Below are 22,627 nucleotides of genomic sequence, written 5' to 3' on the forward strand. Positions count from 1 at the left end.
CGTTGAAAGGGGGCGCCCGCTGCCGGGCGCCCCTCGGCGTGTGCGGCGCCGGGGCCCGGGCGCACCGGGCACCCGGTCCCGGCGGGCCGGTGGTCCGCGGCCCGCTCAGCCCACATGGGCGGTGAGCGCCGCCTCGACCGCGGCCTCGTCGGCCGTGTCCGCCGCCCAGGCGACATAGCCGTCGGGGCGGACCAGAACGGCCGTACGGCGCCCGCTCGCCCAGCGCCGCGCGGTCAGCCGGCCGGACCGGTCCGGGCCGACCGGGTGCGTGTGCGGGGAGATCAGCACGAACCGGCCGCCGCGCAGGGCCTCGTAGAGGCGGCCGCCGCCGGCGAGGGCGATGTCCGGGGCCCGGGCGCCGACCAGGGGGTGGGCGCCCCAGGGAGCGGCGTACCGGTAGCCGATGCCGGTGATCTGCCCGACCGCCCTGCGGCGGAGAGGACCGGTCTTGTCGAGGGCGGTGACCAGCACGGCGCGCAGGGCCAGCGTCCAGGGACGGCGGGCCATGGCGAGCCGGAGGACGCCGCCGCTGCTGCGCAGCACGGACCTGCCGACGGGGTGGCGTTCGCTCTGGTAGGTGTCGAGCAGCGTCTCGGGCGCGTGCCCGGTGACGACCTGGGCGAGCTTCCAGCTCAGATTGGCCGCGTCCTGCAGACCGGTGTTCATGCCCTGGCCGCCGGCCGGGCTGTGCACATGGGCGGCGTCGCCGGCGAGGAGGACCCGGCCGACGCGGTAGGCGGGCACCTGGCGTTCGTCGCTGTGGAAACGGGACATCCAGCGGGCGTCGTGCATGCCGTAGTCACGGCCGAGGGCGAGCCGGGCGATCTCCTTCACCTCGTCGAGGCCGACGGGTGCGTCCTCGGGCACGGCGACATCGCGGCGCCAGACGATGGCCCGGTAGTAGCCGTCGCCGAAGGGCGCGAGAAAGGCGAAGGCGTCACCGACGGCGCTGACGGTCAGCAGGGTGTCGGGCGGCTCGGCGAGGCGTACGTCGGCGAGGACGACGGAACGGATCACCGCGCGCCCCGGGAACGGCAGCCCGACCGCCTCGCGCACGGCACTGCGCACCCCGTCCGCGCCGACGACGTACGCCGCGCGCAGCGCCTCCGGCCGGCCGCCGGGTGCGCGGACCCGGACCGTCACCCCGTCCGCGTCCTGGGTCAGGCCGGTCACCTCGGTCTCGTACCGGAAGTCCACACCGGCCTCGGCCGCGCGCCGCTCCAGGGCCTTCTCCACCTCGTACTGCGGCAGGACGAGCACATGGCGGAAGCGGGAGGGCAGGGTGGTGAGGTCGAGGGAGAGCCGGCCGAAGAGCTGGAGCCGGGCCAGGCGTTGGCCGACGGCCTCCAGACCGTCGGCGAGGCCGCGGGCGTCGAGCTGCTCGAGGCTGCGGGCGTGCAGGGCGAAGGCGCGGGAGAGGTTGCTGATCCGGTGCGGCCGCTTCTCGACGAGGGTGACGGGGACGCCGGCGGCGGCGAGGTCACCCGCCAGGAGCAGCCCGGTGGGGCCGGCCCCGACGACGAGGACGGACGCGGAGTCGGTGGAATCGGTGGAGTCGGTGGAGTCGGTGCCGGGGGTGCGGTGTCCAGTGGTACCGGTCATGGATGCCTCCTGGTACCAACATCTGCCGGTCGGCGCCCGCCGGCAACGGCGTGCGCCCGCGGTCCGGCGTCATCCGGCCACACCGCGCCCGTGACCGGTCCACGCCCCCGGAACACGCCCAGGGCGCCCACCTCGCCCACGTACGGCAGACGTACGGCGGTGCGGTACTGCTGCGGGTACCGCGGTACCGCAATACGTGGTCGGGGTCGGCGCCCTCGGTGTGCGTGTGGTCAGGCCTTGGCCTTGACGTCCACGTTCCCGCTCGTGTCCTGGCCCTTCCTGGGCTTGGTCAGGACCATGACCAGACCCGTGATGACCAGGAACAGGACGATCGGAAGAGCGACGAAGAGCCCCAGCGTCTCGGCGACGCTCAGACCCGTGCCGGGGTCGTCGCCGTCGTCGGGGATCAGCGCGAGCGCAGGAGACGTCATGAGCAGCATCATCAGCGTCGTACCGGCGGCCAGGGTGCCGGCGCGCAGGGCGTTCTTCTTGTCCACAGTGCAAACGTAGCGAATGCCCGGGCGCGGTGTGCGCCCGGGGTGCCGAATGAGATCCCGTGGTGTCCTTCCCGCCCGTCAGTCTCCCTTTTCCCGCGCCTTCTGCTTCTCCTGTCCGGCCTTCCCCCGGGCTTCTGTCCCCGCCTTCCCTCTGGTCTCCCGGGCTTCCCCCTCGGCTTCTCCCCCGTCCTCCGCACCGGCTTCCACCCCGGTCCGCAGCACGTCCGTCAGGGCGTGCAGCCGGGGCGAGGCGGCGAGGTCCTCCAGGGTCACCGGGCGGCCCTCGGCGTCGGCGACGGGCAGGCGCCAGTTGGGGTACTGGTCCCGGGTGCCGGGCAGGTTCTGCGGGCGCCGGTCGCCGACGGTGTCCGGAAGCCAGAGGCCGATCATGCGGGCGGGCGTGCGCAGCAGGAAGCGGTGAACGGCCTGAATCCGCTCCTCCTCCGCGACGGCGTGACCGCCGTCGCCGGTGTCCTCCAGCAGGCCCAGTTCCGTCAGCAGCGCCAGCCACTCGCGGACGTCCTCGGCCGCCTCCGCGCGCTCCTCCTCCAGCGGGCGGGTGAGCAGGCCGAGGCGGTGGCGCAGTGCGACGTGCTCACCGGTGAGACGGGCGGCGGTGGGCGGCAGGTCGTGGGTGGTGGCGGTGGCCAGGCAGTCGGCGCGCCAGCGCCCGGGGGGCAGCGGGCGGCCGTCGCCGTCCCAGTCCCGTTCGAACCACAGCACCGATGTGCCGAGCACCCCGCGCCGGTCCAGGGCCTCGCGCACCCCGGGCTCCACCGTCCCCAGGTCCTCGCCGATCACCACGGACCCCGCCCGTGAGGCCTCCAGCACCAGGGTGGCGAGCATGGCCTCGGGGTCGTAACGGACGTAGGTGCCTTCCGTGGGCGGGTGGCCCCGCGGCACCCACCACAGCCGGAACAGGCCCATGACATGGTCGATGCGCAGGGCGCCGGCGTAGCGGAACAGGGCGCGCAGCAGCTCGCGGAAGGGCGCGCAGCCGGAGGCGGCGAGCCGGTCGGGACGCCAGGGCGGCAGGCCCCAGTCCTGGCCGCGTGCGTTGAAGGCGTCCGGCGGGGCGCCGACGGACATGCCGGTCGCGAAGTGGTCCTGCTGGGCCCAGGCGTCGGCCCCGCCGGGGTGCACGCCGACGGCGAGGTCGTGCACGATCCCGATCGGCATGCCCGCCTCGCGGGCGGTGCGCTGGGCGGCGGTGAGCTGCTCGTCGGTGAGCCAGGCGAGCCAGGCGTGGAAGTCGACGCGGTCCCTCAGCTCGGCGCGGGCGCGGGCGGTCTCGGCCGAGCGCGGGTCCCGCAGTCCCTCGGGCCAGCGGCTCCAGTCGCTGCCGTGCACCTCCGCGAGGGCGTACCAGGTGGCGTGGTCCTCCAGGGCCCGGCCCTGTCCGGCGAGGAAGCCGGCGCAGGCGGCGCGGCGGCCGGGTCCGAGCGGCACCTGGCGCACCAGCTCCAGCGCCTGCCGCTTCAGCTCCCACACCGCGTCCCGGTCGATGAGGGCGCCCCCGCCCTCCGTGTCCAGGACGGCGGAGCGCAGCCGGTCCGCCCGCTCCAGCAGGGACCGCAGCCGCTCGCGGTCCTCGACGTACGCGAACTCGGGGACGTCCTCGACGCGCAGGTGCACGGGGTCGGGGAAGCGGCGCGAGGAGGGGCGGTAGGGGGACGGGTCGGTGGGCGGGCCGGGCACGGCCGCGTGCAGCGGGTTGACCTGGATGAACCCGGCACCCAGGGACCGTCCGGCCCAGCCGCTCAGCTCGGCGAGGTCACCGAGGTCGCCCATGCCCCAGGAGCGGCGGGAGAGGAGGGAGTAGAGCTGGACGAGCAGCCCGTACGAGCGCTGTGAGGGGGTGGGCAGCCGGGGCGGGGCGGCGATCAGATGCGCCTGTCCGGTGCGGCCGTCGGGGGCGGTGGCGGTCAGCCGGTGGACGCCCGGCGGGAGGCGGTCGAGGGAGGTGCGGGTCTCGCCCTGCTCGGTCTCGATGTGCAGCCGGGTGCCGGGCGGGAGGTCCACCGGGAGTCCGGCCGGGCCGGCCTCCTCCTCCGCGGCCGGGTCGCCCCAGCGCACCACGGTCGGCGGGAGCAGCCGTTCGCCGAGCTCCCTCTCACGGGCGGTGAGCGCGGCGCGGACGGCCTCGGGGGTGCTCGCGTCGACGTCGAGGGCGGCGAGGGCCGCGACGACCGCGGTGGCGGAGGCGGTGACCGTACGGCCCGGGGAGGGGCTGTAGGAGGTGGCGACGCCGTGCAGCTCGGCGAGCCGGGTCAGCTCCGCACCGGGAGGTCCGGGCGGTCCGGGCGGTGCGGAGGGTCCGGGAGATCCGGGGGGCTTGGCCGGCCGCGATGCCGTCATCCGCGACTCCTCTGGCTTCCAGGTGACTTCTACGGCTCCTGTGGCTCCGCCGGCTCCTACGGCTCCGCGCGGCCGACGTCCCCTTCGGCCGCCTCGGGGGTCGACTGGCTGGTCAGGGGCGCGGCCTCGGCGAGCGGCGGCTCGCTGGTGAGCGGTGCGGCGTCGGGCAGCGGCGGCTCACTGGTCAGGGGCGCCTCGGCGCAGGTGCTCTCGGCGCTGAAGGGGCACGGGCCGAAGCCGTCGCCGGCGGGCAGCGGACCGTCGGCGGGCGGCTCCGCCATGTGGGCGGACAGGGCCGAGAGCAGAAGGTGTGCCGATGCGGCCACGGAGGCCTCCTTGTCGGGGTCGTCGAGCTCGTCCGGGTTCGGGCTTGCCGGTCCGGACCGTGGGTACGGCATCCGGAAGCCGGATGACCGCAGCCCTACCCAGTGCGCGCGAGGGCAGACATACGAGAACGAATGACGTGCCCCTGGTCACACTCGCCTGACCCCAGGGTCGGGCAATCACGGCACAACGGCCACTCTCGTTGACACCTTCCCCCGGGAATGGTGTGGTCGGAGTGCTTCGACACCGTCTTCGGGACTGTCTTTGGGACCGTTCAGCGACGGCCGATCGACGAGGAGGGACCGTGCGGCTTCGGCGCGGTATCGGGCACGGGAAGAACGCGGTCGCACTGACGTTCGCCGTTGTCGCCGGAACACTGGGAGCCGGCCCCACGGCCGTCGCGGCACCGGCCGACCCCGGCACCGGCCCGGACCCCGGCACCCCGGCCACCAACCCGGAGCAGCCGACCACGGCCTCCTCCGATCTCGCCGTGTGGCCGCGCCCGCAGTCCCTGCGGACGACCGGCACCGTCGTGAAGGTCGCCGACCGGGTCGCCCTGGTCGCCGACGCGGACGCGGACCCGTACGCCCTGGACGCGCTGCGCACGCTGCTGCGCGGAGCCGGCGCCCGGACGGTCACGGACCTGAACCCCTCGGACCCGGTTCCGCCGGGCGCCCTGGTGGTGCGCGCGCAGACCGAGCGGACGTACGGCGACCCGCGCCATACCCTGCCCGCCGGCGGCTATCTCCTCACCACCGGCGACGGCGCCCTGACCCTCACCGGCGCCGGCGAGGACGGCCTCTTCCACGCCGTGCAGACGCTGCGTCAACTGGTGCGCCCCGACGGGACGATCCCCGGTGTGACCATCCGCGACTGGCCGGGCACCGCCGTGCGCGGCACCACCGAGGGCTTCTACGGCGCCGGGTGGACGCAGGAGCAGCGGCTGGCCCACATCGACTTCATGGGCCGGACCAAGCAGAACCGGTATCTGTACGCCCCCGGCGACGACCTCTACCGCCAGGAGCGCTGGCGCGAGCCGTATCCGGCCAAGCAGCGGGCGCAGTTCCGGGAGCTGGCCGAGCGGGCCCGCCGCAACCATGTCACCCTGGGCTGGGCGGTGGCGCCGGGCCAGTCGCTGTGCTTCGCCTCGGACGACGACCTGCGGGCGCTGAAGCGGAAGCTGGACGCGATGTGGGCGCTCGGCTTCCGGGCGTTCCAGCTGCAGTTCCAGAACGTCAGCTACAGCGAGTGGCACTGCGACGCCGACCCGGACCGTTTCGGCTCCGGCCCGAAGGCGGCGGCACGCGCGCAGGCGCGGGTGGCGAACGAGCTGGCCCGGTACCTGGCGATGCGTCACCCCGGCGCGGAACCGCTGACGTTGATGCCGACCGAGTTCTACGAGGACGGTGCCACGCCCTACCGGCGGGCGCTGGCCTCCGCGCTGGACCAGTCGGTCCAGGTGGCCTGGACCGGGGTGGGCGTGGTGCCCCGCACCATCACGGGGGCCGAACTGGCCGAGGCCCGCGCGGTCTTCGGGCACCCGCTGGTCACCATGGACAACTACCCGGTGAACGACTACGCCGAGGACCGCATCTTCCTCGGCCCCTACACCGGCCGTGAGCCGGCCGTGGCCGGCGGCTCGGCCGCCCTGCTCGCCAACGCGATGGAGCAGGCGGAGGCCTCCCGCATCCCGCTGTTCACGGCGGCCGACTACGCCTGGAACCCCCGCAACTACCGTCCCGAGGAGTCGTGGCGGGCGGCCATCGCCGACCTCGCGGGAGGCGACGCGCGGCGCCACGAGGCGCTGGCGGCCCTGGCCGGCAACGACGCGTCCTCGGTGCTGGGCGGCACGGAGTCGGCGTACCTGCGCCCGCTCATCGAGGCCCTGTGGAAGGCCCGTACGACGACGGACCGGGCCGCGAACGAGACCGCCGAGGCACGGCTGCGCGCCGCGTTCACGGTGATGCGCGAGACCCCCGGGCGCCTGAGGTCCGACGGCACCCTGGACGAGGAAGTGGCGCCGTGGGCGGCGCAGTTGGCCCGCTACGGCGAGGCCGGCACGGCGGTGCTCGACATGTTCCGCGCCCAGCGCGAGGGCGACACGGCGGGAGCCTGGAAGGCGTACCGGACCCTGGAGCGGCTGCGCGCCGGGATCGAGCGCGCCGACGTGACGGTCGGCAAGGGCGTACTGGACCCGTTCCTGGACCGCGCGCGGCGGGAGTACGCGGCCTGGGCGGGCCTGGCGCACGAACCGGCCGCGGAGCGGGGCGACCCGCTGACCCGCACGGTCCGTTTCCCGCGCGCCCGTGCCCTGGTCTCCGTGACGGTGCTCAGCGACCCCGGGACCACCGGTGCCGTGGAGGTCCACGTCCCCGGACAGGGCTGGCACCGTGTGGGCACGCTGGCGGAGCACGGGGCGACAGAGCTCAGCACCACACAGCCCTCGTCCCCGGACGGCCGGACGCGTCCCCCGGCCCTCTGGCCGCCCGTCTACCCGGACCCCGGCCTCTGGACGCGCCCGCCGGCCCTGGTGCGGCCGACTCCCCCGCTGGCCGGCACCCGGATCGACGCCGTCCGCGTGACCGGCGCCGACTCCTCCCGCGTCCACCACCTCGTCCCGTGGTTCGCCGACACCGCGCAGGCCGAGCTGAAGCTGCCGCGTGCCGTGGCCGACGCGGAGATCGGCGGCACCGAGCGGCTGACCGCCCGGCTGACCTCCCGCCGCCCGGCCGCGGTGCGCGGCAGGGTCACCGTGGAGGCCCCCGAGGGCCTCGAGGTCCGGGTCCCCACCGCCGAGCTGACGGTGCCGCGCGGCGTCCCGGTGGACGTCCCCGTCGAGGTGACCGTGCCGCCGACGGCGCCGTCCCGTCCGTACGACATCCGTGTCACCTTCGCCGGGGAGACCCGCACCCTGACCGTCCGCGCCTTCCCGCGCACCGCCGGCCCCGACCTGGCCCGCACCGGCAGGGCGACCTCGTCGGGCGACGAGACCCCCGACTTCCCGGCCTCCGCCGCGATCGACGGCAACCCGTCCACGCGCTGGTCGTCCCCGGTCGACGACGGTGCCTGGTGGCAGGTCGAGCTGCCCGAGCCGGTACGCCTGGGCAAGGTGGCCCTCCACTGGCAGGAGGCCCACCCCTCCGCCTACCGCGTCCAGGTCTCCCCCGACGGCCGCCGCTGGCGCACGGCCGGCGCGGTGAGGGACAGCCGGGGCGGCCGGGAAACCGTCCGCATGGACGAACGCGACGTGCGCTTCGTCCGTGTCCAGGGCGACAAGCGGGCCACACGGTTCGGCTACTCCCTGTGGTCGGTGGAGGCGTACGCGGTGGCGGACTGAGCCCGCCGCACCGCGCGCCCCGGAGTTTTCCCCGGACTTCTCCCCGGAGTTCCCCTCCTGCCGGAGTTCTCCGCTCTCCCTGCCGGGGCTCTCCGCGGACCACTATGTACTCAGTACATATACGTAGTACATACTGAGGTCCATGAGCACCCGTCACATCCTGCTGGGCCTGCTCGCCAAAGGACCGAGCCATGGCTACGACCTCAAGCAACGCCACGACGAGCACTTCCCGCAGGCCCGTCCGCTCGCCTACGGGCAGGTCTACACGACCCTGCAGCGGCTGGTCCGCGACGGCCTGGCGGAGGTGGAGGGCACCGACTCCGACAGGGGGCCGGAGCGGACGCTGTACCGCCTCACCGAGAAGGGCTCCCGTGAGGTGACCGCATGGGCCGGGCAGGTCACGCCTCCCGCGCCCTTCGTGGCGAACGAGATCTTCACCAAGGTCGTCGTGACGATCCTCACCGGCGGTGACCCGGCCGCCCACCTGCTTGCGCAGCGCGCCGCGCACATGGAGCGGATGCGGGAGCTGACGGCGCTCAAGACCGCACCGGGAGCCGACCTGACCACCGTGCTCTCGGCGGACTACGCCCTCAACCACCTCGACGCCGACCTGCGCTGGATGACCACCACGCAGGCCCGGCTCGCCTCTTTGACCGCTCTGACCATGGAGGTCGACCGCGCATGAGCAACCGTCCGGCGCCCCTTGTGGCGGCCCGAGATCTCGTCAAGTCCTACGGCAGGACGCCGGCACTGCGCGGGGCCTGCCTGGATCTGGGGGAAGGCGAGATCGTCGCCGTGACCGGCGCGAGCGGCAGCGGGAAGTCCACGCTGCTGCACTGTCTGGCGGGCATCGTCCGGCCGGACGGGGGCACGGTGACCTACGGCGGGCAGCGCGTCGACCTGCTGCCGGAGGACCGCCTGAGCGAGCTGCGCCGCACCGACTTCGGCGTGGTGTTCCAGTTCGGGCAGCTGATTCCCGAACTGACGGCCGTGGACAACGTCGCACTGCCGCTGATGCTGGCCGGGACCGCGCGGGGGGCGGCCCAGGAGCGGGCGGAGGAGTGGCTGGAGCGGTTCGGCGTGCGGGAGCAGAAGGACCTGCGTCCCGGGGAGCTGAGCGGCGGTCAGGAGCAGCGTGTGGCCCTGGCACGGGCGTTGGTGACCGGCCCGCGGGTGGTGTTCGCGGACGAGCCGACGGGGGCACTGGACTCGCTGGCGGGCGAGCAGGTGATGACGGCCCTGGTGGGGGCCGCCCGCGCGTCGGGCGCGGCGGTGCTGCTGATCACGCACGACGCCAAGGTGGCGGCGTACGCCGACCGCGAGGTGCGGCTGCGGGACGGCGCGGTGGTCGGGGCGGAGGTGTCCGCATGAGGACCGATCTGCGGCTGGCCTGGCTGTTCGTACGGGGCTCGAACCGGCAGGAGTGGTGGCGGATCGCGCTCGTGGTGGCCGGGGCGATGTGCGCCACGGGCCTGGCCTCGGCTGCCGCCGTCCTGGCCTCGGTGCGCGGGCAGTACTCCTTCTCCTTCGCCGCCGGCCTGCTCAACCAGCCCGGCGAGCGTTCCGGAGCGATCGTCGCGCTGCTGCTCCTGCTGGTCCCGGTGCTCGGGTTCCTCGGGCAGTGCGCCCGGATCGGGGCGGTGCACCGCGACCGGCGGATGGCCGTGCTGCGGCTGGCGGGCGCGGAGCCGGGCCGGGTGCGGCGGATCGCGGCGCTGGAGACCGGGCTGGCCTGCCTGCTGGGCTCGGTGCTCGCCACGGCCGGGGCGGCGACCGTGCTGATGTCCGTGTGGGAACGGCCGACCGCCCTGGCCTGGGCGGGGATCGCCCTGGTCGGGGTCGGTGTGCCGCTGCTGGGCACGGCGGCCGGGGTGCTGGCGCTGCACCGGGTGGTGGCCTCGCCGCTGGGGTGGGTGCGGCGCACCCGCACACGGTCGGGGCGGGGTCCGCTCCTGCTGTTCACGGGCGGGCTGCTGCTCGTGGGCGTGGCGGCGCTGGGAGGCGTGACCGGTACGTCCATGAACTCCCGCGGCGCGGGCTCGAACGCTCCGCTCGTCGTGTGCGCGGCGGTGCTGGCCGTCGGCGCGGGCGCGGTGTGGCTCACGGGCGCCCTGTCCTGGCTGACGGGACGGCTGCTCGCGGCCCGGACCGGCTCCCCGGCGGTGCTGATCGCGGCGGAGCGGCTGCGGGACGACCCGTGGGCGGCGGCCCGTACCCATGCGGCGGTGCTGCTGGTGACGGTGATCGGGACCGGGTTCGCGGGCATACGGCAGGCACTGCTCACCGAGCTGGAGAACGCGGACGACACGCACGGTTTCGCCGCGGACGACTCCTTCTACACGACGGGCCTGGATCTCACGGCCGCGGCCATCGCCCTCGGCCTGATGATGATCCTGGTCGCACTGGCCGTCGGCACCGCCGAGTCCGTCGCCACCCGGCGCCGGGGCCTGGCCGCACAGGTGGCCGCCGGGGTCCCGCGGCAGGTGCTCGCCCGGGCCCTGCTGCTGGAAACCGCCCTGCCCCTGGCCCCGGCCGTCCTCGTGGCGGGCCTGGGCGGCCTGGTCATCGGCACCGTGTACAGCGTCCTCGCCTCCGGGACCGTGCCGTACCTCTCCCTCCTGGTCCCGGCCGGCATCTACACCGCCTGCCTGCTGGCCACAGCCCTCTCACTCCCCCTGCTGCACCGCTCGGTACGCCCGGCGGAACTGCGGTACACGTGAGTGTCCGGTCCCGGGGGCACGGGGACCTCCGGGGCCGGAAGCAGCCGCTGTTTCCGGAGTCGTCCACGGTCCGGTCGGCCTGGTGGAGGGCGGGGCGGAGCGTGCCGGGCACAGGGCCGTGGTGAAGAGGGACGTGAGAACGGCCGGGCTCATGCGACGCGCACCTCAGCGGGAGCAGGGGCCGCATCAGTGACCTCGGCCGTATCGATCGCAGGCCGCGAAGTGCTCCCGAAGCCACGGGCAGGGCCGACGGTGCTGCGCGCCGGTGTCAGTCCAGCGGCTGAACCTGCGTGACGTTGTACGACATCGAAGCGCGAAAGCCCATTCCCGCGCGCACAGGCGTGAGATCCGCCAGTTCCTCGCCCGGGGCCTGGAAGAACTCGATCTCGCTCGTGCCTGCCCAGACGTCGGCCACCTGCTGGTCGGCGTAGTCCATCCGCACCAGTTCGTGCACGGCGGGTTTGTCGTACTTGCCGACCTCCAGCGTGGGAAAGTGCCGCAGATTGATCGTGTCCCGGCTCAGGAGAGCCGACGGGTCCTCCATCGGGGCCTGAAGCGTGACCCGCGCCTGAGCAAGGGTCCGCTCGTCCGACGAGACGCTCGCGCCGAAGCGAGCGCCCGGCTCCAGCGTCGGCGAAGCCTTGCCCGGTGACGCGAACACCCGAGTCTGGTGCACATGCCCCGCCTTCTTGGGAAACCCTTGGATCCAACCGCGGGCGAGCGCATGGTGGTTGTCCACGTAGATGTACGGACACCACGCCACGGGCCGGCCACGGTGGCGGGCGTCGACCAGGACGAAGAACTCCCGGTATTGACTGCGGACGGGGTCGAGGTATTCGTCGTTCTCACCGTTGAACTGCCAGTCCACGAAGAAGGCGACGACCCGCCCGGAGGAGTCCGGATCAGGGTCCAGTCCTTCGGGGAGCGTCGCCTCCGCAGCGGCGGGATCGGTCCAGAACTCGACTCCCACGATGTCGCCGGCGTAATGCCAGGGCGGCGTGGGGGCGATGTTGGCCACCCCCTTGGGAGACAACGGGACGGTGTAGCCCTTCAGCATGTGCGCCTCCCTGAGAGGCAGCCATGGCGACCGAGCAGCGTACGTCGGCCCAGCCACCCGCAGACGATGTGCTCCAATCCACCACAAATGTAGAGCAAAGGTCTTTCGCTGTCCGGCCAACCGCGATGACCAGGGCCTTCACGGTCTGCGACGCGTCGGGGCAGTGCGCTTTGAGCGGCCGGCGCCCGCACAAGAAGTCGTCTCATGCGGCAAGTCCGCGGTGGCGGAGGAGGACGCAGGCGACGGCGACGACCGCGAGGAGGCGTTCGGCCTCGCGGTCGTGGCAGCGGTGCGGACGGCAGCAGCCGCCCAGCCAGGAAGCGGTGCGCGGTCGGGCCCGAGAAGCCGAAGACCGGCGGCGGCTGCCAGGTGCAGCCCGTCGTGGCCGCGAAGACGATCGTGGCCGGTGTCTCGCGGTCACCGTACCTGCGCCGACCACCGCCCTGCGGCCTCGCCGGAACGGGCGGAGTGCCCTGAGCACCGAGCCGGGCAGGTCCTTGGGACCTCAGTCCCCGCCACTGCCGTACGGCCTCGTCAGGATTTCCATGCGGTGACCGTCCGGATCGTCGAAGTACACCCCTCGCCCCCCGTCGTTGCGGTTGATCTCATCGGGACGCCGATGGTACGGATCCGCCCAGTACGGCAGGCCCGCGGCCCGGATGCGGGCGAAGATCGCGTCGAAGTCGTCCTCGGAGACCAGGAACGCGTAGTGCTGCGGGGAGATCGGCTCAGTGGTCTCCAGGTAGTCCAGCGTCACACCGTTCGCCACCTGCACCGGGGTGAACGGGCCGAACGGCGGCTCCACCTCGAGCCCCAGCAGATCCGCGAGGAACCGCGCGGACCGCTCCTTGTCGCGTGCGGCGACGATCGTGTGATTGAGCTCCACGGCCATGGGTCGGCCCTCCTGCCCATAGGCGCCACACCCCCTTCCCACGCTAGGCGGCCCCACAAACCCACGCCATCGGTCTACCGCCGCTCTCTCGCCCCGGCCAACCTCACCGCACCTCCCTCACCCTCCGCCGCATCCCGCATCCACATCCACGGCCTCCGTCACTCGGCCGTTGCCCTCGTCGCCATCAAGGAACTTCTGGGCCACGCCCGCATCGGCGTCACCGCCGGCGTCTACGCCCACGTCCGCCTCCGACTCCAGCGAGACGCCATCGACACCCTCAGCACCGCGCTCAGCAGTGGTGGAATCACCGAGACGGCCAGCTCCGATGGCGACGAACCGCCGCCTTGCACCATCCTCGTCCGCTGACGTTGCCGTCAACTACTGCCGTCAGGCGGTCTCACTGGGCACCACCCATCAAGTGGCGATTCGCGAGTGAAAGCAAGGTCGCGGGCTATAAGGGCTGTCCCGTAAATCGCTTCTGACGTGCCGGGTGACCTGCTCGTTTGCCGGTCACCCGGCGAGGGCGAGGTTGTGCAGGCGGGCGACGCCGAGCATGGCGTGGTGCACGCCGTCACCCCTGAGCCGGCAGTCGCGGAGGATCTTCCAGCCCTTCATGCGGGCGAAGACGTGCTCGATCCGGGCCCGCACCCGGCGGTGCGAGGCGTTGTGGTCCTCCTTCCAGGACGGCAATTCCTCGTCCTTGTGCCGGCGGTAGTGCGCAATGACCAGGCCGGTGCCCCGAAAGCCGCCGCCGGCGATCACCACAGGCGTCGTGCCGACGGCGTCCCTGGCACCGGAGTCCTCCCACGCCCGGCAGTCGTTGCGGTTGCCCGGCACCGGCCGCCCGATGGCGACGACCAGCCGGGTGCCGGCATCGATGACCACCTGGTGACTGGTGGAGTACCGGTAGTTCTTGGACCGCTCGGCGACGGTGTGGTCGCGGGCGGGCACCAGCGTGCCGTCCACGATCAGCACGGTCTGCCTGCGGTACCGGCGGCGCTGCCGCAGCGCCAGGCACGGGCCGAGATGGCCGATGACGCGGTCGGCCGCCGACGTGGAGATCCCGAACAGCAAGGCCAACTGCCGCAGGGTGAGGTTGGTGCGCCCATACGCGGCAACCAGCAGCACCCGGTCCTGAAGCGGCAACGACCACGGTCGGCCCCTGCGGACCGGGTCGGCTCCTGCGCGCCGCAGCTCAGTGATCAGCTTGCCGAACCGTCGCGGGCTCAGCCCGGTGAACGGGGCTGTCCAGGAGGGCTCCGACGCCGTGATCACACCAGCCACGGCAAGATCATCTCACCCACAACCAGCAGTTACGGGACAGCCCTTAGAGCGCCTGCCTGCCGCCGCGACGGCACCCCGGACCCGGACCCGTCGTCGGCTGCGCGGCTGCTCGGACTGCCCGTCGAGCGCCGCCGCACCGCATGAACTCGCCCCTGTCTGGCCTCACGGCCGGGCAGGGGCGCTTTCGTGCGTTCGGGCGCTACACGCCGAGCGACTCGATCAAGTGGTCGTCGAGGTCGGCGAACCACTCCTCACGGCGCCATGGGCGCAGCTCACGCCGGGCGCGGCGCAAGCGGATCGAAGCCACGCGGCCGCCGGTCGCCGACGCGGCGTCAATGCACCCATGCAGCAACTCGGCTGCCGCCTCGGGCTCGTCGAGGCGGATACGGGCAAGAGCCTGATCGGTTGCCACGATCGCCCGCTGCACACGCTCGCGCGGCGCCTGCAGCGCCTCGACGGACCGCGCGAAATGGTCGTGCGCCTCGGCGGGGTCGCCGATGTACAGCGACGCGACGCCCTCGAACCCACGCAGGTGATTGGTCGTGAACGACGTGTCAGCCGGGTCGCCGTCGCGGTCACTGTCCATGTCGTACCAGGCGAGAGAGAGCGCCGCCCGCGCGGTCCGCTCGGCACCGGCACGGGCCGCGATCTCCGCCTGCAGCGCGTGCGCCCGCGCCCGGACCGTCGCGCTCTCACCCGCGCGGGCATCACGCACCGCGGCGTCGACGAGCCGCTGAGCCGCCTCGATCCCCGGGGTCGAGTACAGGGTGATCAGGGCGTGACTCATGTGGACGACGGCACGACGCCACGGCGAGCCGGTGCCGCCGGCCGCGGCGGTCGCCTCGGCGTACAGGGATCGGGCTGCGGCGTCGTCGCGTGTCTCGAACGCGGCTCGCCCGGCGAGCGTGAACGCCCGCGCCGCGACCGCCCGCAGCTCTGGCACCAGAGACTCGGGCACCTCGGCGTCGAGCAGCCGGCGGCACGACTCGACGATCGGTGCGAGCAGGAGTTGCACCCGCACGAACGGCAGGCTGCCTACCTGCCCGTTGACGTCGGCGACGGCTCGGTGCATTGCATCGAGCAACCCCTCGTCGAGCCGGGACGGGTCGGCAAGGGCAGACGACAAGGCGCGCTGCGTCGACGGGCCGAGCAGCGCGAGCAGCCCGCCGCCGCCGTCGGTTGCGGTGCGTACGAGCAGCGCGCGCAGCTCGTCGAGTCGGCGGGTGCTTTCGCCGAGGTGCGCGAGGGCGTCGAGCAGCTCGGCGAAGTCGGACCCGGCGCCGAGCGCGATCTGCCCGTCGGCGCCGCGGGCGTACAGGTGGGCGAGCAGGAGTTGGTACCGCTCGCCGGGCAGGATCGGCGCCGTGGCGGACTCCCATCGTGCGACGGACCGCTGCACACTCGCGACACTGGCATCGAGCGGCTGCCCAAGCTGGGTCGCCGTGCTGATGATGGCTCGGGCGGTGTCCGCGAGAGACCAGCCGCGGGAAAGCCGTAACCGCTTGAGTGTGGCAGCGCCGACGTTTCTGTCGTGCGCGCTCATACCGCCATGATGCACGCCGGTCGACTCATACGGGCACGATCAGTCGAGGTTTCCCCTGCGAGGCTGCATAGTTGATCGTCTGCCAGGTGCCCGAGGTGCCCCCGGCGTCGGTGTCGGCGAGTGGATATCCGATGACCATGTCGGCGCGGTCGACCATCCACCGGTTCCGGGCGTGATAGGCGGGCGTCCTCAGCTCGGCGGCGCCCAGCTCGACGATCTCGCCGATCCGGTCCCGGCACCGCTCGATCGCCTGCCGTGCCTCGGCGGGCTGCTGCTCGACCGTGCCGGGGACGACGATCGTGATCTGTGACTGCGTGTTCCCGGCCAGCCACAGCAGAGACAGGCTGTCGATACCGACGGCACCGCCAATGTAGAACCGGGCGTCGGGCGCCCACGGAGCGAGGTACCGGCGAAACAGACTGGCGTACCAGTCGAGGTCACGGTGACCCGTTTGCCGCGTACCAGTAATCGCCACAGATACAGGCATGATCCACTCCGTGTCATAGGTTGTCAGATCCCGCGCCCGTGCGCCGCGCGGTGTGATCGGAGCATGGACGCTACGACCGCATGTCTCGCCGACCAGCTCGCCGCGCGCGGGCTGCACGTGACGCCCCGGGGTGCACGCACGGTGAGCGTAACCAACCCTCTGCACCCGCGCATCGGTGAGATCGTTACTGACCGCGGCGGACGCTATGTCACCGACTACGGGTACGAGGTCGGGGTGCACGGCGACGAGCCCGCGACCGCCGACCGCGTGACGTTCCTGCTCGGGCTGCCGCGCACGCTCCGTGCCCCCGTGCGGGCGGGAAAGACGGGGGGCGCACGGTGACGAGAACGGGTACCGACCAGGTCGCGCAGCTCGTCGTCGAGGCGTTCGACGCCGGCCGCAAGATGCCCCCGCGTGAGCGGCTCGTCGAACTCGACAAGCTGCTGCGCGCCGAGATCGACCAGCTCATGAAACGCGCCCGTGAGGCAGCCGACCAGGCGGCACCGCACACACGCCGGTGGTACGCGCTCACGCACGCCATCGAGGACGCCCAATTCGCAATCGGTTTCGAGATCGGCACGGGGCCCTTGTCCGGGGCCTTACACGTCGCCGAGCTTGCCCGGCGCGTGCTCGACCTGCAGCGGACGATCGGAGGTGAGTCGTGATCTGCACGATCTGCGACCAGCCGATCGAGGACGGGCAGCCACGCAAGCGGGTGGCGCGCACGCGGGATCGGTACACGCACAAGGCGTGCCGCACGGCGTCGACGACGGTCCCGTTCATCACCGCCTGGTCGGGCGAGCAGCACGTCGAGCCGCTGGTCGTGTACCGGCTGCTCGGCGGCATCGGCTACAGCGGCGAGCAGCCGCAGGACCGTGACAGCCGCGGCGTGTTGTGGCTGCGCCGCCACGCCGCCCGCGGGTCCGGGCGGCCGCTGTACGGGGACGTACACCCGGGGCGGCAGCGGCTCGCTATGGAGCGGCTGCTGTGTCAGGTTTGCGGCGAGCCGGCCGACACCGACGAGCGCGGGGTGCTGTGGCTGCTGGAGGATGCGCGGACGGATTGGGAGGGGTGGCCGAACGAGCTGCTGACGACGCACCCGCCGATCTGCCGGCCGTGCGTGAGCACCGCCCGTCAGGAGTGTCCACACATGTGGCGGGGCAGCGTGCTCGTGCGGGTGGGCCGCTCGGAGGTGTGCGCGGTGTGGGGGCGTCGGTACACCCCGAGCCGGCTCGGGCCGGTGCCGATCGCCTCGGCGGTCGTGCTGTTCGACTCGCCGCTGCTCGGGTGGACGGTGGCCTCGCAGCTTGTGCGGGCGCTGTATGAGTGCAAGATCGTGAGCGTCGACGAGGAACTCTCGACGGCCCGCCCCTAAGGGCTGTCCCGTAAATCGCTTCTGACGTGCCGGGGGACCTGCTCGTTTGCCGGTCACCCGGCGAGGGCGAGGTTGTGCAGGCGGGCGACGCCGAGCATGGCGTGGTGCACGCCGTCACCCCTGAGCCGGCAGTCGCGGAGGATCTTCCAGCCCTTCATGCGGGCGAAGACGTGCTCGATCCGGGCCCGCACCCGGCGGTGCGAGGCGTTGTGGTCCTCCTTCCAGGACGGCAATTCCTCGTCCTTGTGCCGGCGGTAGTGCGCAATGACCAGGCCGGTGCCCCGAAAGCCGCCGCCGGCGATCACCACAGGCGTCGTGCCGACGGCGTCCCTGGCACCGGAGTCCTCCCACGCCCGGCAGTCGTTGCGGTTGCCCGGCACCGGCCGCCCGATGGCGACGACCAGCCGGGTGCCGGCATCGATGACCACCTGGTGACTGGTGGAGTACCGGTAGTTCTTGGACCGCTCGGCGACGGTGTGGTCGCGGGCGGGCACCAGCGTGCCGTCCACGATCAGCACGGTCTGCCTGCGGTACCGGCGGCGCTGCCGCAGCGCCAGGCACGGGCCGAGATGGCCGATGACGCGGTCGGCCGCCGACGTGGAGATCCCGAACAGCAAGGCCAACTGCCGCAGGGTGAGGTTGGTGCGCCCATACGCGGCAACCAGCAGCACCCGGTCCTGAAGCGGCAACGACCACGGTCGGCCCCTGCGGACCGGGTCGGCTCCTGCGCGCCGCAGCTCAGTGATCAGCTTGCCGAACCGTCGCGGGCTCAGCCCGGTGAACGGGGCTGTCCAGGAGGGCTCCGACGCCGTGATCACACCAGCCACGGCAAGATCATCTCACCCACAACCAGCAGTTACGGGACAGCCCTTAGGTAGCCCAAAAATACCGAAACAGCACGCTCAGACGGCGACGAACCACCGCCCTGCGCCGCTCCGTCCTCTGACGCTGTCGTCAATTACTGCCCTCAAACGCCGTTAAGGCCTCCTCGACATGACCCGAGGAGGCCTCAGGATCACAGAGGGAAAATCGAACAGCAGCCCTGTTCACCACTGACGCCATCTATCGGTGATCGCATAGCGGCTCACGCCATGGCGGGCTGCCAGCTCACCAACATTAACCCCACTCTCAGTCAGCACTTCATCGATGAACAGGCAGATCTGCTCTCGCTCGTCGGTGTCGATACTTCCGCCTGTCGCTTCTCGATTCACCCTGTTCAAAGCTAGAACGGCTCGTTCTACAACAGCGAGGATCTGAGCGTCTGATGCTGTCCCCAGTTCGCGCGCTTCGGTCTCGAATGCTGTTAGGACAGCGTCAACAGCTTCCAGAAAGTTTTCGGAGTAAACGCCCAGGAAGGATGCGCAGTCAGGGCTCAACGTGCCGTCAGCGACCGCGCGGGCCTCTCTCGCCATTTCTCTACGCCAGTACTGAGAAGGTCTTTCAGCCATAACAAAATCCTACCGCGCGTTCTGCAGTCTGTAATCTTAGAGATACCACAACCCACCCCTACCAGACCGTGGGTGCCGTCCGCGACATCACCTAAGTCACGCCATGGACGGCACCCCGCACCCGCGTCGCTCTGAACCAACCGATGAGGGTAGCCTCAGTAACTACGACCAATCAGGTCAGTTTTGAGCGAAGCTGATCGTCATCTCAACCCCCCTAGGAGGTCGGGACGTTTATCCGATTCAAAAGCGTTCCCCCGCCAATTCCACCGTAGTAATCGATCAGATTTTGTTCGAGTTGATGCATTACCTTCTCACTGCCACCCGGAATCTCGATCCAGTCAATCTCCCGGACATCAGAAGACTTATATCCCGAGCTTTTCACGGCGTGCCTTTTACCCCCGAAAGCACGATGTATTCTGCGATGAATAGTATTGGCCTTCATCGCAGACCCCACATACACCTTTCCGTCATTCATCTTAATGATGTAGACGCCCTGAGTTTCGGGAATATTCAGCCGACCGGTGGGTGACTGAGACCCAAATGTCCGACACCCATTGCTGTTATGAACGAGGACTGGCGTCTCACCCGCCAGTACATAGTACGTATGGACACCTTCAATGGTGAGGTTGTAGGTCCGCTGGTGATCATGGTACTGGCGGATGGCCGCAACCAAGACGGCGCGCCCGTCATCAGTGCGCAGGGACATACCCGGTTTGAGGTCGTCGGCTTCGATCCACTTCCGCTCGGACACGACCCAGAAGGGGTGCTCGTGCGTAGCAACCAGCTTCTCAAGTCCGTCCGGGGTAGTGATCGTCAGATCGACGAAGTGCTTGTCGCCGTCGGTGACGATGGTGGCAGTGACTTCACGTTCGCTGGTTGCGCCCGTTTTCGGGTCTGTCGCCAGGACCTTGTCGCCAACCTTTATATCCTCAATGTCCTTGGTAGTTCCGTCCGACATGAGGACACCCGTTCCAGCCAGGAAGCACTTACAGCCTCCAGGCTTGGTGCCCAGCTTTTTCGCGACCCCCTCTCCGACCACGCTCTGCGCAAACCCTGGGCCGGACCCCTCGTACAGGCCGACTTCTTGCAGCCCAATGTCGAAGTAGAGGTCCCAGAGCTGTTCGTAGGCGTCTGTATCGCGACAGGTTCGTTCTACGTGGCAGGCGTTGAGGGCCGCCGCGTACGCATTCTTTGCAAGCTCATCGTTGGTGAGGAAACGCGAGCCGTTCAGCTGGCTGTAGTAGGTCCTGAAGGTTGAGTACCACTTCCGGACATTTTCCTCTTTCTTGATTTCCTTGAAGACGACGTTCCTGATACTGGTCAACGCCCGGTTGACCGGGTTGTTGAACGCCTTGAAGTCATTCGCTCCAAGGGTCGTCTTGTAGGGGGTGGTACTCCATTCCCACTTCCCGTTCCCCTTGTAGACGTGGCTTCCCCGCATTCCTTTCCGCTGGGCATAGCGCTCGTCGTTCATGGAGTGGCCGCCCACCGGCCCGTCGGGGCGCAGTCCGGTGGGGTCGGAGAGTGTGGCGGGGTTGTTGTTGCCGTAGACGTACCCGTGCATCTGCTGCGGGTCCGTCAGGTCAAGGACCGGGTCGACGGAGATGAACCTGCCCGTATCCGGGTCGTATTCGCGGGCACCGAGGTGGATCAGGCCAGTGGCCTGGGTGTCGTCGGTGCCGCCCACGAAGCCCTTGGTGCCGGGCCATGCCGCCGGGGGCGCTCCCCGTGAGCCGCCGAAGGGGAGAGTGCGCCGCTGGGACAGCTTCAGTGTGGTGGCGTCGATGGCGAGCTGGCCGGTGCCGTGGTGGTCGGCAATGGTGAAGGCGAAGGTGCCGTCGTCGTTGCGGATGGCCTGGTGACCACCCCCCAGGTCGATGTACCTGATGGCCTTGGCCTTGATGGCGCCTTTGGCGAGGGTGACCTCGGTATGCCCGAGATAGAGGGTGGTTTCGGTCTCGGTACGGCCGATGAGACGGTTGCCCTCGGCGTCGTACAGGTACTCGGTGACTTTGTCCGCCTTGCCCTCAACAGACTCGGTGACCTTGACGAGGTGGCCCTCCGCGTCCCAGGTCAGCTTCTGGCCGGTGCCGCCGATGGTGCGCAGTGTGGTGTTGCCGGCCTCGTCGTCATCAAGGGATTGCTTGGCCGCGCCCATATCGGCGTAACCGTCGGCATCTGTGCCCACGTCCGCCTCCGCCCTCAGCGCCAGGCCGTCGAAACCTTAAGCAGCGCCATCGCCCGAACGACGACGGCCGACGCCCACCCGCCGCAGCCGTCGTCCGCTGATGCCGCCGTCAAGGAACGCAGAACCCCCGTCCGAGGTAGCCTGACAGGGGTTCTGGTTTTACCGCTGAGGGTTTCTTGGCCGCTCTGTGGCAGGCCATAGGCCAGGCAAGTCAGATTATTTCGCGCACCTTAGCACACGGATATTTCTCCACCGCCGTTCAGCTTGACTCCATGGAATCCCCCGGAACATCGCGGCACACCGGATCGCGTCGTCCCACGACATCGGGGAACCTGAGCGCAATACCTTTTCCGGATGGAGCACCGGTCGAATCTCGAAGAAATACTCGTCCGTTCGACCTGTCTTCCCATCTCTCTCCCACGTTGCCGGAACAATCCTGATCTCGGCTCTGTCGGCCAGGGGAAGGCGGGCGGCAGTGACAGCAGGGAGGCCGTCCTCCTTGCATACCAACTGCTCTTCCGCGGGTTCCGCCTCCTCCTGCACGTACACAGACCACCCATGCCCATGCTCACACCGCATCTCCCACCACGCACCCATCTCGCCCCGTAGATAGAGACGCACCTTGCTGTCGAAGGATGTCTGCTCCGGTTGCCGCCAGCGTTGCCATCAACGGCTCGAGGGCGGCTGAGCGGTTGAGGCCGGCCTCACATGAGCCCTACGAGCTATTCCGGCAATATTTGCCGAAGCACCGGATTGGCAACCAATCCAGGAATCTCTGAAGTCAGACATGAATATGCCTCGCGGAGGAAGCCGGAGAAAGCACTCACGAGTTCTTTACGCTCGGCGGTAACTTGCCAGGATCGCTTCGATGAGGTCACGACAATGAGATCACCATCGCACTGCAGGTAGATAACCTCTTCACTCTCTGTGAAACCGAACGCCGCGTCCTCTCTTGATGAAATACACTTCTTCGCGTGAGAGAGTGAAAGAGCCAGATCCACGAGCGTCACGAACCTTCTCTTCGAGATGACCTCAACACCGTCTATGACCATCTCAACATTGACGCTGAAGTACTTGTAGCGGAGGTCCACCTCTGCAAGGCTCGCAGGATCACCCTGTTTCGCTTTCTCCCAGGTCCTCTGCCAGGGTGAACCCGGCTCCGGGAGAGAGAAAGAAAGATGAATCATATTTTCTCCTTGCAAGAACACCTCTCACCTAGAACGGGAAGGCAGTCACGACTTTACCTTCATTTACGACCACACGGATCCTGGTCAATTCTCCGCCCCCATTTGCCGGACCAGCCTTGCCGACGACGTTACCTTTACCGAAGTCCCATTCGTAAATTTGACCAGGTCGTGGTGCGCCAGTTTTCGGGTCTGGTGTGTTCGGCTTCGGAGTGCCTCGATTGATGGTGTCAATGAGGTTTTCTCAGCGAAATAATCTTCGTGAAGTGGGTTGATCGGGGCGTCGGGGGCTGGAGCGGACAGCGGCGGCCCGGCTGTGGGCAGACGTAAA

21 protein-coding genes and 1 pseudogene are annotated in these 22,627 nt (G+C 70.3%); 8 read left to right on the forward strand and 14 right to left on the reverse strand.

The genetic code is table 11. The features are described from left to right. Positions 1-105: 105 nt before the first annotated feature. The 4 genes from ABD224_RS24145 to ABD224_RS24160 all read right to left on the reverse strand — a co-directional run bounded on the left by ABD224_RS24145 (position 106) and on the right by ABD224_RS24160 (position 4,783). A complete protein-coding gene (locus ABD224_RS24145; RefSeq protein WP_344053379.1) occupies positions 106-1,602 on the reverse strand; it encodes an FAD-dependent monooxygenase in 1,497 nt (498 codons plus the stop codon). Positions 1,603-1,832: 230 nt separating this feature from the next. Further along, on the reverse strand, positions 1,833-2,099 hold the full coding sequence (locus ABD224_RS24150; protein WP_344053381.1) for a hypothetical protein: 267 nt from the start codon (positions 2,097-2,099) through the stop codon (positions 1,833-1,835). Between the two features lie 78 nt (positions 2,100-2,177). Beyond that, positions 2,178-4,457: a 4-alpha-glucanotransferase gene (gene malQ / locus ABD224_RS24155; protein WP_344053384.1), complete on the reverse strand. Its 2,280-nt coding sequence runs from the start codon at positions 4,455-4,457 to the stop codon at positions 2,178-2,180. A gap of 56 nt (positions 4,458-4,513) precedes the next feature. Next, the gene (locus ABD224_RS24160; protein WP_425581041.1) at positions 4,514-4,783 is read right to left on the reverse strand and encodes a hypothetical protein; all 270 of its coding nucleotides are present in this window, start codon (positions 4,781-4,783) and stop codon (positions 4,514-4,516) included. Positions 4,784-5,085: 302 nt separating this feature from the next. Between ABD224_RS24160 and ABD224_RS24165 the strand changes: the two genes are divergently transcribed. The 4 genes from ABD224_RS24165 (at position 5,086) to ABD224_RS24180 (ending at position 10,838) form a co-directional block, all read left to right on the forward strand. After that, a complete protein-coding gene (locus tag ABD224_RS24165; RefSeq protein WP_344053386.1) occupies positions 5,086-8,118 on the forward strand; it encodes a beta-N-acetylglucosaminidase domain-containing protein in 3,033 nt (1,010 codons plus the stop codon). A 142-nt stretch (positions 8,119-8,260) separates the two neighbouring features. Next, positions 8,261-8,803 (forward strand): PadR family transcriptional regulator, encoded by a 543-nt coding sequence (locus ABD224_RS24170; RefSeq protein WP_344053388.1) that lies wholly within the window; start codon positions 8,261-8,263, stop codon positions 8,801-8,803. Continuing rightward, entirely contained in the window at positions 8,800-9,489 is a 690-nt protein-coding gene (locus ABD224_RS24175; RefSeq protein ID WP_344053389.1) for an ABC transporter ATP-binding protein, read from the forward strand. Before ABD224_RS24170 ends, ABD224_RS24175 begins: the two co-directional genes overlap by 4 nt. Then, complete coding sequence (locus ABD224_RS24180) at positions 9,486-10,838, forward strand: FtsX-like permease family protein (protein WP_344053391.1); 1,353 nt, start codon at positions 9,486-9,488, stop codon at positions 10,836-10,838. Before ABD224_RS24175 ends, ABD224_RS24180 begins: the two co-directional genes overlap by 4 nt. Positions 10,839-11,106: 268 nt before the next feature. Here ABD224_RS24180 and ABD224_RS24185 read toward each other — a convergent pair whose 3' ends face one another. Both ABD224_RS24185 and ABD224_RS24195 read right to left on the reverse strand, forming a co-directional pair. After that, positions 11,107-11,895, reverse strand: coding sequence for an acetoacetate decarboxylase family protein (locus ABD224_RS24185; protein ID WP_344053393.1), 789 nt, complete (start codon positions 11,893-11,895; stop codon positions 11,107-11,109). 505 nt (positions 11,896-12,400) lie between these two features. Beyond that, entirely contained in the window at positions 12,401-12,787 is a 387-nt protein-coding gene (locus ABD224_RS24195) for a VOC family protein (RefSeq protein WP_344053395.1), read from the reverse strand. Positions 12,788-12,868: 81 nt separating this feature from the next. Here ABD224_RS24195 and ABD224_RS29555 point away from each other — a divergent pair. Further along, positions 12,869-13,153 (forward strand): annotated as a pseudogene (locus ABD224_RS29555) (site-specific integrase); the annotation flags it as partial. Between the two features lie 144 nt (positions 13,154-13,297). On the opposite strand, the gene ABD224_RS24205 reads toward ABD224_RS29555, so the two are convergent. From ABD224_RS24205 to ABD224_RS24215, 3 genes are all read right to left on the reverse strand, one after another. Continuing rightward, positions 13,298-14,071 carry a transposase gene (locus ABD224_RS24205; protein WP_344053398.1) on the reverse strand — a complete coding sequence of 258 codons (774 nt, stop codon included), beginning with the start codon at positions 14,069-14,071 and terminating at the stop codon, positions 13,298-13,300. Between the two features lie 199 nt (positions 14,072-14,270). Then, positions 14,271-15,614: an NsdA family TPR-like regulatory protein gene (locus ABD224_RS24210; RefSeq protein WP_201450945.1), complete on the reverse strand. Its 1,344-nt coding sequence runs from the start codon at positions 15,612-15,614 to the stop codon at positions 14,271-14,273. A gap of 25 nt (positions 15,615-15,639) precedes the next feature. After that, positions 15,640-16,101, reverse strand: a complete 462-nt coding sequence (locus ABD224_RS24215) for a DNA-processing protein DprA (RefSeq protein WP_067400688.1) — start codon at positions 16,099-16,101, stop codon at positions 15,640-15,642. 63 nt (positions 16,102-16,164) lie between these two features. Here ABD224_RS24215 and ABD224_RS24220 point away from each other — a divergent pair, with 63 nt between their 5' ends. Genes ABD224_RS24220 through ABD224_RS24230 form a run of 3 tightly spaced genes read left to right on the forward strand, consistent with a single transcriptional unit; the run spans position 16,165 to position 17,476 of the window. After that, the gene (locus tag ABD224_RS24220) at positions 16,165-16,443 is read left to right on the forward strand and encodes a hypothetical protein (protein WP_067400692.1); all 279 of its coding nucleotides are present in this window, start codon (positions 16,165-16,167) and stop codon (positions 16,441-16,443) included. Then, complete coding sequence (locus tag ABD224_RS24225) at positions 16,440-16,766, forward strand: DUF6415 family natural product biosynthesis protein (protein ID WP_067400697.1); 327 nt, start codon at positions 16,440-16,442, stop codon at positions 16,764-16,766. Before ABD224_RS24220 ends, ABD224_RS24225 begins: the two co-directional genes overlap by 4 nt. Next, the gene (locus ABD224_RS24230) at positions 16,763-17,476 is read left to right on the forward strand and encodes a hypothetical protein (protein ID WP_344053405.1); all 714 of its coding nucleotides are present in this window, start codon (positions 16,763-16,765) and stop codon (positions 17,474-17,476) included. Before ABD224_RS24225 ends, ABD224_RS24230 begins: the two co-directional genes overlap by 4 nt. 53 nt (positions 17,477-17,529) lie before the next feature. On the opposite strand, the gene ABD224_RS24235 is transcribed toward ABD224_RS24230, so the two are convergent. From ABD224_RS24235 to ABD224_RS24255, 5 genes are all read right to left on the reverse strand, one after another. Then, entirely contained in the window at positions 17,530-18,303 is a 774-nt protein-coding gene (locus tag ABD224_RS24235) for a transposase (RefSeq protein ID WP_344053398.1), read from the reverse strand. A 219-nt stretch (positions 18,304-18,522) separates the two neighbouring features. Beyond that, positions 18,523-18,924: a hypothetical protein gene (locus ABD224_RS24240; protein WP_079130073.1), complete on the reverse strand. Its 402-nt coding sequence runs from the start codon at positions 18,922-18,924 to the stop codon at positions 18,523-18,525. Between the two features lie 214 nt (positions 18,925-19,138). After that, positions 19,139-21,112 carry a polymorphic toxin-type HINT domain-containing protein gene (locus ABD224_RS24245; protein WP_344053409.1) on the reverse strand — a complete coding sequence of 658 codons (1,974 nt, stop codon included), beginning with the start codon at positions 21,110-21,112 and terminating at the stop codon, positions 19,139-19,141. Positions 21,113-21,834: 722 nt separating this feature from the next. After that, the gene (locus ABD224_RS24250; protein WP_143631327.1) at positions 21,835-22,299 is read right to left on the reverse strand and encodes a hypothetical protein; all 465 of its coding nucleotides are present in this window, start codon (positions 22,297-22,299) and stop codon (positions 21,835-21,837) included. An 84-nt stretch (positions 22,300-22,383) separates the two neighbouring features. Beyond that, positions 22,384-22,627: hypothetical protein (locus tag ABD224_RS24255; RefSeq protein ID WP_344053413.1), on the reverse strand; the 244-nt coding region annotated here is incomplete at its 5' end.

Origin of the sequence: Streptomyces thermoalcalitolerans, from assembly GCF_039525155.1 — a bacterium.
GTDB classification, from domain to species: Bacteria; Actinomycetota; Actinomycetes; order Streptomycetales; family Streptomycetaceae; genus Streptomyces; species Streptomyces thermovulgaris.